Raw genomic sequence first — 13,398 nt, forward strand, 5'->3', positions numbered from 1 at the left:
ATCCCTCGCGTGCCGGGGCGTCCTGCCCCGTCGCGCCCGCTTGACGAGGAGAGACCGACGTGACCGAGACCGCGAAGACCGCCAGCTACCTGACCCAGGAGGCCTACGACCGCCTGCAGGCCGAGCTGTCCGCCCTCAAGGGCGAGGGTCGCACGGAGATCAGCCGGCGCATCGAGGCTGCCCGCGAGGAGGGTGACCTCAAGGAGAACGGCGGCTACCACGCCGCCAAGGAGGAGCAGGGCAAGATGGAGGCCCGCATCCGCCAGCTCGAGCACCTGCTGCAGAACGCCGTGGTCGGCACCGCCCCTGCCGACGACGGGATCGTCGAGCCCGGCATGGTCGTGACCGTCGAGATGTTCGGCGAGACCGAGACCTTCCTGCTCGGCTCGCGCGAGATCATCGACGAGGACACCCAGCTCGACGTCTACAGCGAGAAGTCGCCCCTGGGCGCCGCCCTCATCGGCGCCAAGCGCGGCGACACGGTCCGCTACGCCGCACCGAACGGCAAGCAGATCGAGGTCAAGGTCGTCAAGGCCAAGCCCTACCGCGACTGAGTCCGGACAGCTGGCCCGGCCAGTTCCTCAGACCGGCTCTCCAGGCCGGGCCCATCCGGCCAGCACTACCCCTGGCGGGCGCGCCCCCTCGCTCTAGCGGCGGGGCGGCTCGTCGGAGTACCAGCACGCGTCGATGTAGCCGGTCAGCGCCGGGGCGGCTGCGCGCACGCTGAGCACGTGCCGGCTGGGCGAGCTCTGCGTGGGACCGATCTCCACGTCGGCCCGCCCCACGACGGCGTTGCGCTCGTCGCGGGCCTCGATGCGGCAGGTCACCGCCCGGTCGGGGTCCCGCTGCAGGTCCAGCCGCACGTCGACCTGGTCCTCGGCCACCAGGTCGTGCCCGGTGTAGGTCCAGTGCACCCGTCCCACCGTCGCGGACAACCCCCAGATGACCGCCATCACCACCATGACCGCCACTGCGGCGCTGCCGAAGATCCACCAGCGCCGGGCGTTCGGCTGCGCGGGGCGGGTGCCCTCGACCGCCTCCTCCTCGGCGTCCCAGTCCACGACCCGGTCGACCGGGCCCCCGGGGTTGGTGCGCCGGTCGGCGGTGCGCTCGTGGTGCTCGATGGGGGGTGGGGTGGTCACGTGAGGGGCTCCGGCAGTGAGAAGATGGGCGGGTGCCGCAGGCAGGGCCGCGGCACATCCACCATTGTCCACGAAGGAGCCCCGTGACCACCACGAGCCCGGGAGCCGGCCTGCGTCTGATGGCCGTGCACGCCCATCCCGACGACGAGTCCAGCAAGGGTGCGGCCACCACCGCCCGCTACGTCGCCGAAGGTGTGCAGGTCCGCGTGGTCTCGTTCACCGGCGGGGAGCGCGGGGACATCCTCAACGACAAGCTCAAGGGCGACCCGCAGATCCTGCGCGACATCAGCCACGTGCGCCGCGAGGAGATGACCGCGGCCGCGAACATCCTCGGGGTCAGCCACACCTGGCTGGGCTTCGTCGACTCCGGGCTGCCCGAGGGCGACCCTCTTCCCCCGCTGCCGGAGGGCTGCTTCGCGCTGGAGCCGCTGGAGGTGACCACCGAGGCCCTCGTCCGGGTGATCCGCGAGTTCCGTCCGCACGTGGTCACCACCTATGACGAGAACGGCGGCTATCCGCACCCCGACCACATCATGACCCACACGGTGACGATGGCGGCGTTCGAGGCGGCGGGCGACCCGACCGCATACCCGCACGCCGGGGAGCCGTGGCAGCCGCTGAAGGTGTACTACAACAGCTGGTCCCCGGAGCGCATGGAGCGCATCGACGAGGCGATGGTGCAGGCGGGGCACGAGGCGCCGTTCGCCGACTGGCGCGCCAACCTGGCCCGCCGTCCCCTCCGCGTGGTGAGCACCCGGGTGCACTGCGGCGAGTTCTTCCCCGTCCGCGACGACGCGCTGCGGGCGCACGCCACCCAGGTGGACCCGGACGGCTTCTGGTTCCGCGTGCCGATGGACATCCAGCAGCGGGTCTGGCCCCATGAGGACTTCGAGCTCGCCCGCTCGCTGGTCGAGGCGCACCTGCCCGAGGACGACCTGTTCGCGGGGCTGCGCGAGCTCGCCGGCACGGGCGAGCTGGACGAGGTATGCCGTCGCGTCCACGAGCGCGACGAGGCCGGTGCCCTGCTGCTGCGACACCGCGGCGCGCCGCCCCTGCCGCCGGAGGGCGCTGACCGGTCGCGCTCCACCGAGCCGGTGGACGGCGACGGCGACGGTACGGATGAGATGCGCGAGAAGGAAGGCCACTCCGAATGATCGTCGACCTCACCCTGACCGCCTCGCCCGGGACCGACGACGAGTCCACGACGACCGTGCCCACACCGCAGAACCCGACACCGGGCATGTCCGACGAGTCCACCGAGGTCACCGCGGGTCTGGGCGGCTTCCTGGTCGTCTTCGCGCTGGCCCTGGCGGTGTGGGTGCTCGGGCGGGACCTGACCAAGCGGCTGCGGCGGATGAACCGGGTGCAGGAGCAGCGGACCGCCCGGCAGCAGGACGGCCCCTCCGAGCCGGTGGACAAGGACCCGCTCGCCTAGTCCTCCTCGCCTCGTCCCAAGGGGAGCCCTCGGCGAGCTCCTCGGGGACCTAGGTCTGCAGGACGACCAGCAGGGCTGCCGTCCAGTGCGCCCCGAAGGCGGCCAGCGTGAAGGCGTGGAAGATCTCGTGGAAGCCGAACCACCGCGGTGAGGGGTTCGGCCGCTTGAGGCCGTAGACCACCGCGCCCAGGGTGTAGAGCAGGCCGCCCGCAGCCAGGAGCAGCACCACGGCCGGCCCGCCCGTGCGCCAGAAGTCGGGCAGGTAGAAGACCGCGACCCAGCCGAGCGCGATGTAGACGACGGTGTAGAGCCACCGGGGCGCGCCGACCCAGAAGACCCGGAACACCACGCCGGCCAGTGCCCCCGACCAGATCACCCAGAGCAGCGTGGCCCGCTGCGAACCCTCGAGCAGCAGCACGGCGAACGGCGTGTGGGTGCCGGCGATGATCAGGAAGATGTTGGCGTGGTCCCACCGCTTCAGCGCGGCCGCCGTGCCAGGGCCCCAGCGGCCCCGGTGGTAGACGGCCGAGGTGGCGAAGAGCAGGACGCCGGTCAGGGCGAAGACCGTGCTGGAGACGCGGGCGGGGGTGGTGCCGGACAGCGCGATGAGCACGATGCCTGCCGCCAGCGACAGCGGCACCATGCCCAGGTGGAGCCATCCCCGCAGGTGTGGCTTGGCCTGCTCGACCAGTGCCTCCAGCGACTCCTGCGCCCCGCTGACGACGGCCCCCATGGAGGGGGCGGTGGGACGGTGTGGTTGCGGGTGGTGCGGCATACCTGTCAGGGTAACTTACGCATCCGTAGGTTACGAGTCCGTAGGTTGGCCGGCGGTCGCCGCCCCAGGACACCCGCCGGACGTCACCGGGCGGAGCCGGCCGGACGGGTTAGGTTGGCCGTATGCAGTCGCCGCGGGACCTGGTCTACAAGGCCTACACCTCCTCGCTCCGCCGCAACCTTCCGCCCGAGTCGTTGCCGCGGCACGTCGGGGTCATGCTGGACGGCAACCGGCGGTGGGCCCGCCAGCGGGGGGCCGGGTCGGCCGAGGGGCACCGGGCCGGCGCGGAGAACATCGCGCCCTTCCTGGGCTGGTGCGAGGAGTCCGGGATCGAGGTGGTCACGCTGTGGCTGCTGTCGACCGACAACCTCAACCGCCCCACGGCCGAGCTGGAGCCGCTGCTCCGGATCATCGAGCAGGTGGTCGCCGACCTCGCCGCCGCCGGACGCTGGCGGGTGCGGGTCGTGGGGGCGCTCGACCTGCTGCCCGAGGCCACCGCGCAGTGCCTCTCCGACGCGGCCGCGACCACCGACGACGTCGACGGGCTCGTTGTCAACGTGGCCATCGGGTACGGCGGCCGGCGGGAGATCGCCGACGCGGTCCGCTCCCTCCTCCGGTCCGCCCACGAGCAGGGGCAGACCCTGGAGGAGCTGGCCCGGACGGTCACCGTCGAGGACATCGCCGACCACCTCTACACGCGTGGCCAGCCCGACCCCGACCTGGTGATCCGCACCTCGGGAGAGCAGCGCCTCGGCGGATTCCTGCTGTGGCAGAGCGCGCACAGCGAGTTCTACTTCTGCGAGGCCTACTGGCCCGACTTCCGCCAGGTCGACTTCCTCCGGGCGCTCCGGGCGTATGCCGAGCGCGAGCGCCGGTTCGGCACCTGACTCTGTGTCGATCCGGTCACGACGGCGGGTGCGCGCCTGGCTTTCCAGGCGCACGGCATACAGTGCCCCGCATGAAGATGCACTCCGTGACTGTGCTGGCCGCCGCCTCCCTGCTCACCCTGGGGCTCACGGCCTGCGGACCCGACGACGCCGGTGAGGGCGGCAGTGGCGGTGGTGACGACACGAACGCCGACCCGACCGCCGGCTCTGCGGCGATGGACCTGATCGAGGACGGCAAGCTCGCCATCTGCTCCGACGCCCCATACCCTCCGTTCGAGATGGAGGACCCCTCCTCGCCGATGGGGTGGACCGGCTTCGACATGGACCTCATGGCGCAGGTCGCCGAGGGCCTGGAGCTCGAGCCCGAGGTCCGTCCGTCCTCCTTCGAGGGCCTCCAGTCGGGCCTGGCCCTCAACTCGGGGCAGTGCGACATCGTCGCCTCGGCCATGACGATCACCGAGGACCGGGCGCAGAACCTCGACTTCACCGACGGCTACTACGACTCGCTGCAGTCGCTGCTGGTGGCCGAGGGCTCCGACATCACCGGGATCGACGACCTGGCCGGCAGGCGGGTCGGCGTCCAGCAGGGCACCACGGGTGCCGCCTACGCCGAGGAGAACGCCCCGGAGGCCGAGCTCGTCAGCTTCCAGAACGACCCGGCCATGTGGCAGGCGATCCAGGCCGGACAGGTCGACGCGCTGCTGCAGGACCTGCCGGTCAACCTGGAGCACACCCGCGAGGGCGACTACACCATCGCCGAGGAGTACTCCACGGACGAGCAGTACGGCTTCGCGGTGAAGAAGGGCAACACCGGGCTGGTGGACGCCGTCAACGAGCAGCTGGACACGATGCGCGAGGACGGCCGTTACGAGGAGATCTACGACCGGTACTTCGCCGAGGACGCCGAGGGCTGAGCCCCTCGTCGCGCGCATGAGGAGAACCACCAGGCGCCGGCTCACCCACGCCGCCCTGTACCTGCTGCTCGCCCTGGCGCTGCTGGGCGCGTGGTGGGCCGTGGACTGGCCCGCGGTGGCCAGCAGCTTCTTCCGGGTCGACGTCATCCGGGCCGTCTGGCTGGACTTCCTGCTGGTCGGGGCGGTCAACACGGTCAAGTACACCGCGATCGCTTTCGGCGGCGGCCTGGTGCTGGGGGTGCTGCTGGCCCTGATGAAGATGTCGCCGGTCGGGCTCTACCGCTGGCTGGCCACGATCTACATCGAGTTCTTCCGCGGCCTGCCGGCGCTCATCGTCATGCTGGCCTTCGCCTTCGGCGTGCCGATCGCGACCGGGTGGAGCCCGCCGGGCGGCACCGTGGGCGCCGGGCTGCTCGGCCTGGTCCTGGTGGCAGGTGCCTACATGGCCGAGACCCTGCGGGCCGGGATCCAGGCGGTGCCCAAGGGGCAGGCCGAGGCGGCGCGCTCGCTGGGCATGAGCCCGGCCTGGACGATGACCACCGTGGTGATGCCGCAGGCCATCCGGATCGTCATCCCGCCCCTGACGAACGAGTTCGTCCTGCTGATCAAGGACACCGCGCTGCTCTTCGTGGTGGGCCTGATGGTCGACCAGCGCGAGCTGACCACGATGGCCCAGGCCGGGATGAGCAGCGGCCCCGGCGCGGGGACCGCCACGACCCTGACCCTGGCCGCGCTGTTCTACCTGGCGATCACCCTGCCGCTGACCCGGCTGGTGGGCTGGCTCGAGGTCCGTCAGGCGAGGTCGAGGTGAGGTCGAGATGAGCACGATCAGCAGCAGCGGGGCACCTGCGCAGGCCGCCCCGGCCATCCAGGTGCGGGCCCTGCACAAGAGCTTCGGCGACAACGAGGTGCTGCGAGGCATCGACTTCCACGTCGACCAGGGCCAGGTGGTCTGCGTCATCGGGCCCTCGGGGTCGGGCAAGTCGACCCTGCTGCGGTGCGTCAACCGGCTCGAGGAGCCCACCTCGGGCCAGATCCTCGTGGAGGGGATCGACATCACCGACCCGGAGACCGACCTGGACAAGGTGCGGTCGCGGATCGGCATGGTCTTCCAGCAGTTCAACCTCTTCGCGCACATGACGGTGCTGAAGAACCTCACCGTCGCCCAGCAGCGGGTCAAGAAGAGGAGCGCCAAGGAGGCCATCCGGATCGCCCGGGAGAACCTGGCCAAGGTCGGGCTGGCGGACAAGGAGGCTGCCTTCCCGGCCCACCTGTCCGGCGGCCAGCAGCAGCGGGTGGCGATCGCCCGCGCGCTGTCCATGGACCCGGACATGATGCTCTTCGACGAGCCCACCTCGGCGCTGGACCCCGAGCTGGTCGGCGACGTGCTCGATGTCATGCGGGCCCTCGCCCACGACGGCATGACGATGATGGTGGTCACCCACGAGATGGGCTTCGCCCGCGAGGTCGGCGACAAGCTGGTCTTCATGGACGGCGGGGTCATCGTCGAGGAGGGTGACCCGGCCACGGTGCTGAGCAACCCCCAGCACGCCCGCACCCAGGCCTTCCTGTCCAAGGTGCTCTGAGCCCTCACGGTGCTCCGAGCCCGGCGGTGCCGGGGGGACGAATTCACCCGCCGTCCACGTGCTCGCCGCCGTGTCGCTGCCTCATCGGGAGGTGTTGGGCCTACCGTCGGAGGTGACGCGGGACACCCCCGTCCCGCCTCTCGGGAGGCCCACCACATGGAGCTCAGGCTCGCAGGCGGAGGGCCGGCACCGGCCCGCTGCCCCCGTGGCGAGGCCAGGTCCCGGTCCACCCACCGCCACGACACGCAGCAGCCGCACGTGTCAGCCAGGGAGTGAGCATGACCACCAGCCCCCAGAGCCGCGTGACCCAGACCCTCTCGCAGGACGGGTTCGGCCTCGACGCACTGCCTGACACCGGACGCAAGACCTACGTGCTGGACACCTCGGTGCTCCTGTCCGACCCGCACGCGCTGCTGCGGTTCGCCGAGCACGCCGTCGTGCTGCCGGTCGTGGTGATCACCGAGCTGGAGGCCAAGCGGCACCACCCCGAGCTCGGCTACTTCGCCCGGCAGGCGCTGCGCATCCTCGATGACCTGCGGGTCCAGCACGGCACCCTCAGCGAACCGGTGCCGGTCGGGGAGGCGGGCGGCAGCGTCCACGTCGAGCTCAACCACAGCGACCCGACGTCCCTGCCGGCCGGCTTCCGCCTCGGCGACAACGACACCCGCATCCTCGCGGTCGCCAAGAACCTGTCGGCCGAGGGCCACGACGTGTGCGTGGTGAGCAAGGACCTGCCGATGCGGGTCAAGGCCTCGGCAGTGGGTCTGGACGCGGAGGAGTACCGCGCCGAGCTCGCGGTGGACAGCGGCTGGACCGGCATGGCCGAGCTCGAGGTCGACGACGAGCAGATGCAGCAGCTCTACCAGGGCGGACGGCTGGAACACCCGTCCGCGCGCGACCTGCTGACGCACACCGGCCTCACCGTGCTGGGTCCCTCCGGCAGTGCCCTGGGGCGGGTCGCTGCCGACCACACCGTGCGGCTGGTCCGGGGCGACCGGGACGCCTTCGGCCTGCACGGTCGGTCGGCCGAGCAGCGGATCGCCCTCGACCTGCTCCTCGACCCCGACGTCGGCATCGTCAGCCTCGGTGGCCGGGCCGGCACCGGCAAGAGCGCCCTGGCGCTGTGCGCCGGTCTGGAGGCCGTCATGGAGCGGCGCCAGCACCGCAAGGTCATCGTCTTCCGCCCCCTGTATGCCGTGGGCGGTCAGGAGCTGGGGTACCTGCCCGGCACCGAGAACGACAAGATGGGCCCGTGGGCCCAGGCCGTCTTCGACACCCTGGGGGCCGTGGTGTCCACCGAGGTGGTCGAGGAGATCCTCGACCGGGACATGCTCGAGGTGCTCCCGCTGACCCACATCCGGGGCCGCTCCCTGCACGACGCCTTCGTCATCGTCGACGAGGCGCAGAGCCTGGAGCGCAACGTGCTGCTGACCGTCCTGTCCCGGATCGGGCAGAGCTCACGCGTGGTGCTCACCCACGACGTGGCTCAGCGCGACAACCTGCGGGTCGGCCGGCACGACGGGGTCGCCGCGGTGATCGAGGCGCTCAAGGGGCATCCTCTCTTCGCTCACGTCACGTTGACCCGCAGCGAGCGCAGCCCGATCGCCGCCCTGGTCACCGAGATGTTGGAGGGGCAGAACGGGCTGCTGTGAACTAATGTGACGGCTGAGGTACTCGACCTGCGCAGATGGCCGGGCCGGGTACCTCAGCCGTGCTGTGACCTTCGCCACTCCGGGGGGTCAGGAGTTGACCTGGGGGCGTCGGGGTTGGCACCGTGGGAGTGCTTGATCACGATTTGGTAACGCCGCCACGTCCCCCAGGCTCCCCTGACGCCCCTGTCCTGACAGGCCTGGCCGGTGGCGTGTCCCAGTCCCGTAGAACAGGAACATTCCCCCATGAACGATGCCCACTCCGTGGAGCCCACGCAGGAGCCCACGCAAGGTCGTCCCCGTCCCCGCCGCCTGTCCCCGGTGGCCACCGGGCTGACCGCGACCATCGCCGCCGGCTCCCTGGCGCTGGCCACCTACGCCGTCACCTCGACCGCTGCGGCCCCCACCGCGGACCACACCGCGGGGCTCGAGGCCAGCGTCAGCCGGGTCGCCCCGAACGTCGCGGCCGACGCGGTCGCCGCGCTCAGCCAGACGGTCGCCACCGACGCCTCCGGAGTGTTCGCCGACGCGCGCGCGCTGCGGGCCGAGCAGGCCGGCGAGGCCTTCGGCGCCTCCCTGGGGCTGCGGGGCGAGGGTGTCTCCGCCGTCCAGGCCCAGAACGAGGCGATCCGCGAGCGCAAGGCCGAGGAGGCGGCGGCGGAGCGCGCTGCCGCCGAGCAGGCCGCCGCTGAGCAGGCCGCCGCCGAGCGCGCCGCGGCCGAGCAGGCTGCGGCTGAGCAGGCCGCCTCCGAGCGGGCTGCCGCGGAGCAGGCCGCCGCCCGTGACGCCCAGCGTCCGCCCGCCCCGCAGCCGGCACCCCAGCCCGCGCCCCAGCCCGCCCCCCAGCCGGCGCCCCAGCCCGAGCCCCCGGCTCCGGCACCGCCGACGAACCCCGGCGGCAACCGCGGCATCGCCCAGGGCATGCTCGGCAGCTACGGCTGGGGCATGGACCAGTGGAGCTGCCTGGACTCGCTGTGGCAGCGGGAGTCCGGCTGGAGCCACACGGCGACCAACCCCAGCTCCGGCGCCTACGGCATCCCGCAGTCCCTGCCGGCCAGCAAGATGGCCTCGGCCGGTGCCGACTGGCAGACCAACCCCGCCACCCAGATCGCGTGGGGCCTGGGCTACATCGCGGGCCGCTACGGCAGCCCCTGCGGCGCCTGGGCGCACTCGCAGGCCCACAACTGGTACTGAGCCGACGCTCAGCCACGCTCAACCCCCGAGGCCAGTCCTCGCCTCACACCCCCGGTCGCGCCGCGACCGGGGGTGTGGTCGTCTTGGCTGCTGTGAACGACATCGCCCGCACGCAGGCCGGTCGCACCGCCCGCCAGCTCTCCGACCACCCCTGGCTGGAGCGGCTGGCGCGCATCGGTTTCCTGGCCAGCGGTCTGCTCCACCTGGTGATCGGGTGGGTCGCGGCCCGGATCGCCCTGGGGGGTGAGGGTGAGGCGGACCAGGGCGGTGCCCTGCAGGAGGTCCGCGACGCCCCGTTCGGGGGGGTGCTGCTGTGGGGTGCCGTGCTGGGGTTCCTCGCCCTGGCGCTCTTCCAGCTCCTGGACGGACTGGTCCGCCGCGGCGAGCTCACCGACCGGGTCAAGGCGCTGAGCAGGTCGGTGCTGTATGCCGTGCTCGGCGGCACCGCCCTCATGGTCGCGCGAGGGGGCAGCACGGACGGCGAGGAGACCACGACGGACGTGACCGCGACCCTGCTCCAGGCCCCGATGGGGCGGTTCCTGGTCGGGGGGATGGGCCTGGCCGTCGTGGGGGTGGCGATCTACCACGCCTACAAGGGCGGCTCGAAGAAGTTCCTCGAGACGCTGACCACGACCGGCTCGGGCGCGGTCGGCACGGGGGTCGTGGCCGCGGGGATGGTCGGCTACCTCGCCAAGGGGGTCGCCCTGCTCATCGTCGGCCTGTTCTTCCTCGTCGCCGCGTGGACCGCGGACCCGGAGGAGGCGCGCGGCCTCGACCAGGCCCTGCAGACGCTGGCGCAGCAGCCGTTCGGCACGGTGCTCCTGCTGGCCGTCGCGCTGGGGCTGGTCCTCTACGGCGTCTACAGCTTCGCCCGGGCCCGCTACGAACGGCTCTGAGCCGCGGAAGCCGCAGGCCGGTTACAGGCGACGCAGCCGCACCCGGTCCACCGTGTGGTCCGGGCCCTTGAGCAGGACCAGGGTGGCCCGGCTGCGGGTCGGCAGGATGTTCTCCACCAGGTTGGGGGCGTTGATCGAGTCCCAGATGTTCTCGGCGATGTCGGTCGCGGCGTCGTCGTCGAGCGAGGCGTAGCGGTGGAAGTGCGACTCGGGGTCGGCGAAGGCGGTGCGGCGCAGCTCGAGGAAGCGGTCGACATACCAGCGCTTGATGTCGCCCACGTGCGCGTCGACGTAGACGGAGAAGTCGAAGAAGTCGCTCACCGCCAGGCCGGCCCCGCCGTTCTCCTGCGCCCGCGGAGGCTGCAGCACGTTCAGCCCCTCGACCACGAGCACGTCCGGGCGGCGCACCACGGTGCGCTCACCGGGCAGGATGTCGTAGAGCAGGTGGCTGTAGACCGGTGCGCTCACCTCGCCCCTGCCGGCCTTGACCTCCGCCACGAAACGCAGCAGCGCCCGCCGGTCGTAGGACTCCGGGAACCCCTTGCGGGCCATCAGGTTGCGCCGCTGGAGCACGGCGTTGGGGTAAAGGAAGCCGTCGGTGGTGACCAGCTCGACCTGCGGAGCGGAGTCCCAGCGACGGATCAGCTCGGCCAGGATGCGGGCCGTCGTCGACTTGCCCACCGCCACCGACCCCGCCACCCCGATGATGAACGGCGTGCGCTGGTGCCGCTCACCGAGGAACTCGCCGGTGATGCGGTGCAGCCGGGCGACCTCCTGCTCGTAGAACGACAGCAGCCGGCTGATCGGCAGGTAGACCTGCTCCACCTCGGCCAGGTCCAGCCGCTCACCCAGGCCGCGCAGCCGCTCGACGTCGTGGGCGTCCAGGTGCATCGGGTGCTCCTCCCGCAGCCGCGACCAGTCACCCCGGTCGAGCTCGACGTAGGGCGAGGGCATGCTGGCACCGTTGCCGTGGGAAGCCATGGGCGCATTCTGCCAAGCCGCCCGCCGGCGCCGTGGGCCGGGATCCGGCTCCCGGGCCGTATCCTTGGTGACCATGTGTGGAATCGTCGGATATGTCGGCCCCCAGCGTGGCGAGAAAGCCCTCACCGTGGTCATGGAGGGTCTGACCCGCCTGGAGTACCGCGGCTACGACTCCGCGGGCATCGCGGCGGTCGGGGACGGCGCGGTCGAGACGCGCAAGCGGGCCGGCAAGCTGGCCAACCTGGTCAGCGCCCTGGGCGACGCCCCCCTGCCCGAGACCAGCACGGCGATCGGGCACACCCGGTGGGCCACCCACGGCGGCCCCACCGACCAGAACGCCCACCCGCACCGCGGCGGTCTGGACCGCAAGCTGGCGGTCGTCCACAACGGGATCATCGAGAACTTCCACGCCCTGAAGCAGGAGCTGCTCGGCCGCGGCGTCGCCTTCTCCTCCGAGACGGACACCGAGGTCGTCGCCCACCTGCTCAGCGAGGCCTACGCCCGCACCCCCGACCTCACCCAGGCGATGCGCGAGGTCGTCAACATCCTGCAGGGCGCCTTCACCCTGCTCGCGGTCCACGCCGACCAGCCGGACGTCGTGGTCGGCGCCCGCCGCAACAGCCCGCTGGTGGTCGGGCTCGGCCGGGGCGAGAACTTCCTCGGCTCCGATGTCGCCGCCTTCATCGGCTACACCAAGCAGGCCATGGAGCTGGCGCAGGACCAGATCGTGACCATCACCCCCGAGGGCTACGAGGTCGTCAACTTCGACGGCACGCCCAGCGACGGCAAGGTCTACGAGGTCACCTGGGACGCGGCCGCGGCCGAGAAGAGCGGCTACGACACCTTCATGGAGAAGGAGATCCACGAGCAGCCCAAGGCGGTGCACGACACCCTGCTGGGCCGCACCGACGCCGAGGGCCGGCTCACCCTGGACGAGGTGCACATCGACGTCGACGAGCTGCGCGCGGTCACCAAGGTCGTCATCGTGGCCTGCGGCACGGCCGCCTACGCCGGGATGGTCGCCAAGTACGCCATCGAGCGCTGGGCGCGGATCCCGGTGGAGGTCGAGCTGGCGCACGAGTTCCGCTACCGCGACCCGGTCATCGACGAGCACACCCTGGTGGTGTCCATCTCCCAGTCCGGGGAGACCATGGACACCCTGATGGCCGTCCGGCACGCCAAGGAGCTGGGCGCCAAGACGATCTCGATCTGCAACACGCACGGCTCGACCATCCCGCGGGAGTCCGACGCGGTCCTCTACACGCACGCCGGGCCGGAGATCGCGGTCGCCTCGACCAAGGCCTTCCTGGCGCAGATCACCGCGTCCTACATCCTCGGCCTCTACCTCGCCTCCCTCCAGGGCGGGGTCCCGGAGCAGACCGCCCACACCGTGATGGCCGAGCTGCAGGAGATCCCCCAGCAGATCGAGACGCTCCTCGGCAGCATGGACCGGGTCAAGGAGATCGCCTACTTCATGGCCGACTCCCGCGCCGTGCTCTTCCTGGGCCGCCACGTCGGCTACCCGGTCGCGATGGAGGGCGCGCTGAAGCTCAAGGAGCTGGCGTACATCCACGCCGAGGGCTTCGCCGCGGGCGAGCTCAAGCACGGGCCCATCGCGCTGATCGAGCCCGGTCTGCCGGTCTTCGTCGTCGTGCCGTCCCCGGACAGCGAGCACGGGCTGCACGGCAAGGTGGTCTCCAACATCCAGGAGATCCGCGCCCGAGGGGCCCGCACGCTGGTCATCGCCGAGCAGGGGGACGAGGACGTCGTCCCGTTCGCCGACGAGGTGATCCGGGTGCCGCGGACCTCGCCGCTGCTGGCCCCGCTGCTCACCGTCGTGCCGCTGCAGATCTTCGCCCTGCACCTGTCCACGGCCAAGGGCCTGGACGTCGACCAGCCCCGCAACCTGGCCAAGTCGGTCACCGTCGAGTGATGACGC

14 protein-coding genes are annotated in these 13,398 nt (G+C 71.7%); 11 read left to right on the plus strand and 3 right to left on the minus strand.

From position 1 onward, the window contains the following. Positions 1–59 precede the first annotated feature (59 nt). A complete protein-coding gene (gene greA, locus ESZ52_RS03295; protein WP_131103677.1) occupies positions 60–554 on the plus strand; it encodes a transcription elongation factor GreA in 495 nt (164 codons plus the stop codon). Positions 555–647: 93 nt separating this feature from the next. Here greA and ESZ52_RS03300 read toward each other — a convergent pair whose 3' ends face one another. Beyond that, positions 648–1,142: a DUF4307 domain-containing protein gene (locus tag ESZ52_RS03300; RefSeq protein ID WP_131103678.1), complete on the minus strand. Its 495-nt coding sequence runs from the start codon at positions 1,140–1,142 to the stop codon at positions 648–650. A 119-nt stretch (positions 1,143–1,261) separates the two neighbouring features. Between ESZ52_RS03300 and mca the strand changes: the two genes are divergently transcribed. Beyond that, positions 1,262–2,296, plus strand: a complete 1,035-nt coding sequence (gene mca / locus ESZ52_RS03305; protein WP_131106401.1) for a mycothiol conjugate amidase Mca — start codon at positions 1,262–1,264, stop codon at positions 2,294–2,296. Further along, the gene (locus ESZ52_RS03310; RefSeq protein ID WP_131103679.1) at positions 2,293–2,577 is read left to right on the plus strand and encodes a hypothetical protein; all 285 of its coding nucleotides are present in this window, start codon (positions 2,293–2,295) and stop codon (positions 2,575–2,577) included. Before mca ends, ESZ52_RS03310 begins: the two co-directional genes overlap by 4 nt. Before the next feature lie 49 nt (positions 2,578–2,626). Here the strand turns inward: ESZ52_RS03310 and trhA are convergent, their stop codons facing one another. After that, positions 2,627–3,352, minus strand: a complete 726-nt coding sequence (gene trhA / locus ESZ52_RS03315) for a PAQR family membrane homeostasis protein TrhA (RefSeq protein ID WP_425600031.1) — start codon at positions 3,350–3,352, stop codon at positions 2,627–2,629. Between the two features lie 122 nt (positions 3,353–3,474). On the opposite strand from trhA, the gene ESZ52_RS03320 reads away from it, so the two are divergent. The 7 genes from ESZ52_RS03320 to ESZ52_RS03355 all read left to right on the plus strand — a co-directional run bounded on the left by ESZ52_RS03320 (position 3,475) and on the right by ESZ52_RS03355 (position 10,478). Beyond that, a complete protein-coding gene (locus ESZ52_RS03320) occupies positions 3,475–4,239 on the plus strand; it encodes an isoprenyl transferase (protein WP_131103680.1) in 765 nt (254 codons plus the stop codon). Positions 4,240–4,310: 71 nt separating this feature from the next. Continuing rightward, positions 4,311–5,153, plus strand: a complete 843-nt coding sequence (locus ESZ52_RS03325) for a basic amino acid ABC transporter substrate-binding protein (protein WP_131103681.1) — start codon at positions 4,311–4,313, stop codon at positions 5,151–5,153. 16 nt (positions 5,154–5,169) lie between these two features. Next, a complete protein-coding gene (locus ESZ52_RS03330; protein ID WP_131103682.1) occupies positions 5,170–5,964 on the plus strand; it encodes an amino acid ABC transporter permease in 795 nt (264 codons plus the stop codon). Between the two features lie 7 nt (positions 5,965–5,971). Then, positions 5,972–6,739 (plus strand): amino acid ABC transporter ATP-binding protein, encoded by a 768-nt coding sequence (locus ESZ52_RS03335; protein ID WP_131103683.1) that lies wholly within the window; start codon positions 5,972–5,974, stop codon positions 6,737–6,739. A gap of 278 nt (positions 6,740–7,017) precedes the next feature. After that, positions 7,018–8,391 (plus strand): RNA 5'-3' helicase PhoH2, encoded by a 1,374-nt coding sequence (gene phoH2 / locus ESZ52_RS03340; protein ID WP_238154338.1) that lies wholly within the window; start codon positions 7,018–7,020, stop codon positions 8,389–8,391. A gap of 243 nt (positions 8,392–8,634) precedes the next feature. Next, positions 8,635–9,582, plus strand: coding sequence for an aggregation-promoting factor C-terminal-like domain-containing protein (locus tag ESZ52_RS19110; protein WP_181009816.1), 948 nt, complete (start codon positions 8,635–8,637; stop codon positions 9,580–9,582). A 92-nt stretch (positions 9,583–9,674) separates the two neighbouring features. Beyond that, complete coding sequence (locus ESZ52_RS03355; protein ID WP_238154354.1) at positions 9,675–10,478, plus strand: DUF1206 domain-containing protein; 804 nt, start codon at positions 9,675–9,677, stop codon at positions 10,476–10,478. 21 nt (positions 10,479–10,499) lie between these two features. Here ESZ52_RS03355 and coaA read toward each other — a convergent pair whose 3' ends face one another. After that, a complete protein-coding gene (coaA, locus tag ESZ52_RS03360) occupies positions 10,500–11,459 on the minus strand; it encodes a type I pantothenate kinase (RefSeq protein ID WP_131103687.1) in 960 nt (319 codons plus the stop codon). A 73-nt stretch (positions 11,460–11,532) separates the two neighbouring features. On the opposite strand from coaA, the gene glmS reads away from it, so the two are divergent. Next, positions 11,533–13,392, plus strand: coding sequence for a glutamine--fructose-6-phosphate transaminase (isomerizing) (glmS, locus tag ESZ52_RS03365; protein WP_131103688.1), 1,860 nt, complete (start codon positions 11,533–11,535; stop codon positions 13,390–13,392). The last annotated feature ends 6 nt before the right edge of the window (positions 13,393–13,398 follow it).

Source organism: Ornithinimicrobium sufpigmenti (genome assembly GCF_004322775.1).
In the GTDB taxonomy this organism is placed as follows: Bacteria; Actinomycetota; Actinomycetes; order Actinomycetales; family Dermatophilaceae; genus Ornithinicoccus; species Ornithinicoccus sufpigmenti.

What these genes read in the sequence shown, in the direction of transcription:
- ESZ52_RS19110 (WP_181009816.1), top strand. Translation starts at nt 8,635, where the DNA reads ATGAACGATGCCCACTCCGTGGAGCCCACGCAGGAGCCCACGCAAGGT.
- coaA (WP_131103687.1), bottom strand. Translation starts at nt 11,459, where the DNA reads ATGGCTTCCCACGGCAACGGTGCCAGCATGCCCTCGCCCTACGTCGAG.
- ESZ52_RS03310 (WP_131103679.1), top strand. Translation starts at nt 2,293, where the DNA reads ATGATCGTCGACCTCACCCTGACCGCCTCGCCCGGGACCGACGACGAG.
- trhA (WP_425600031.1), bottom strand. Translation starts at nt 3,352, where the DNA reads ATGCCGCACCACCCGCAACCACACCGTCCCACCGCCCCCTCCATGGGG.
- ESZ52_RS03325 (WP_131103681.1), top strand. Translation starts at nt 4,311, where the DNA reads ATGAAGATGCACTCCGTGACTGTGCTGGCCGCCGCCTCCCTGCTCACC.
- ESZ52_RS03330 (WP_131103682.1), top strand. Translation starts at nt 5,170, where the DNA reads ATGAGGAGAACCACCAGGCGCCGGCTCACCCACGCCGCCCTGTACCTG.
- phoH2 (WP_238154338.1), top strand. Translation starts at nt 7,018, where the DNA reads ATGACCACCAGCCCCCAGAGCCGCGTGACCCAGACCCTCTCGCAGGAC.
- ESZ52_RS03335 (WP_131103683.1), top strand. Translation starts at nt 5,972, where the DNA reads ATGAGCACGATCAGCAGCAGCGGGGCACCTGCGCAGGCCGCCCCGGCC.
- glmS (WP_131103688.1), top strand. Translation starts at nt 11,533, where the DNA reads ATGTGTGGAATCGTCGGATATGTCGGCCCCCAGCGTGGCGAGAAAGCC.
- ESZ52_RS03320 (WP_131103680.1), top strand. Translation starts at nt 3,475, where the DNA reads ATGCAGTCGCCGCGGGACCTGGTCTACAAGGCCTACACCTCCTCGCTC.
- mca (WP_131106401.1), top strand. Translation starts at nt 1,262, where the DNA reads ATGGCCGTGCACGCCCATCCCGACGACGAGTCCAGCAAGGGTGCGGCC.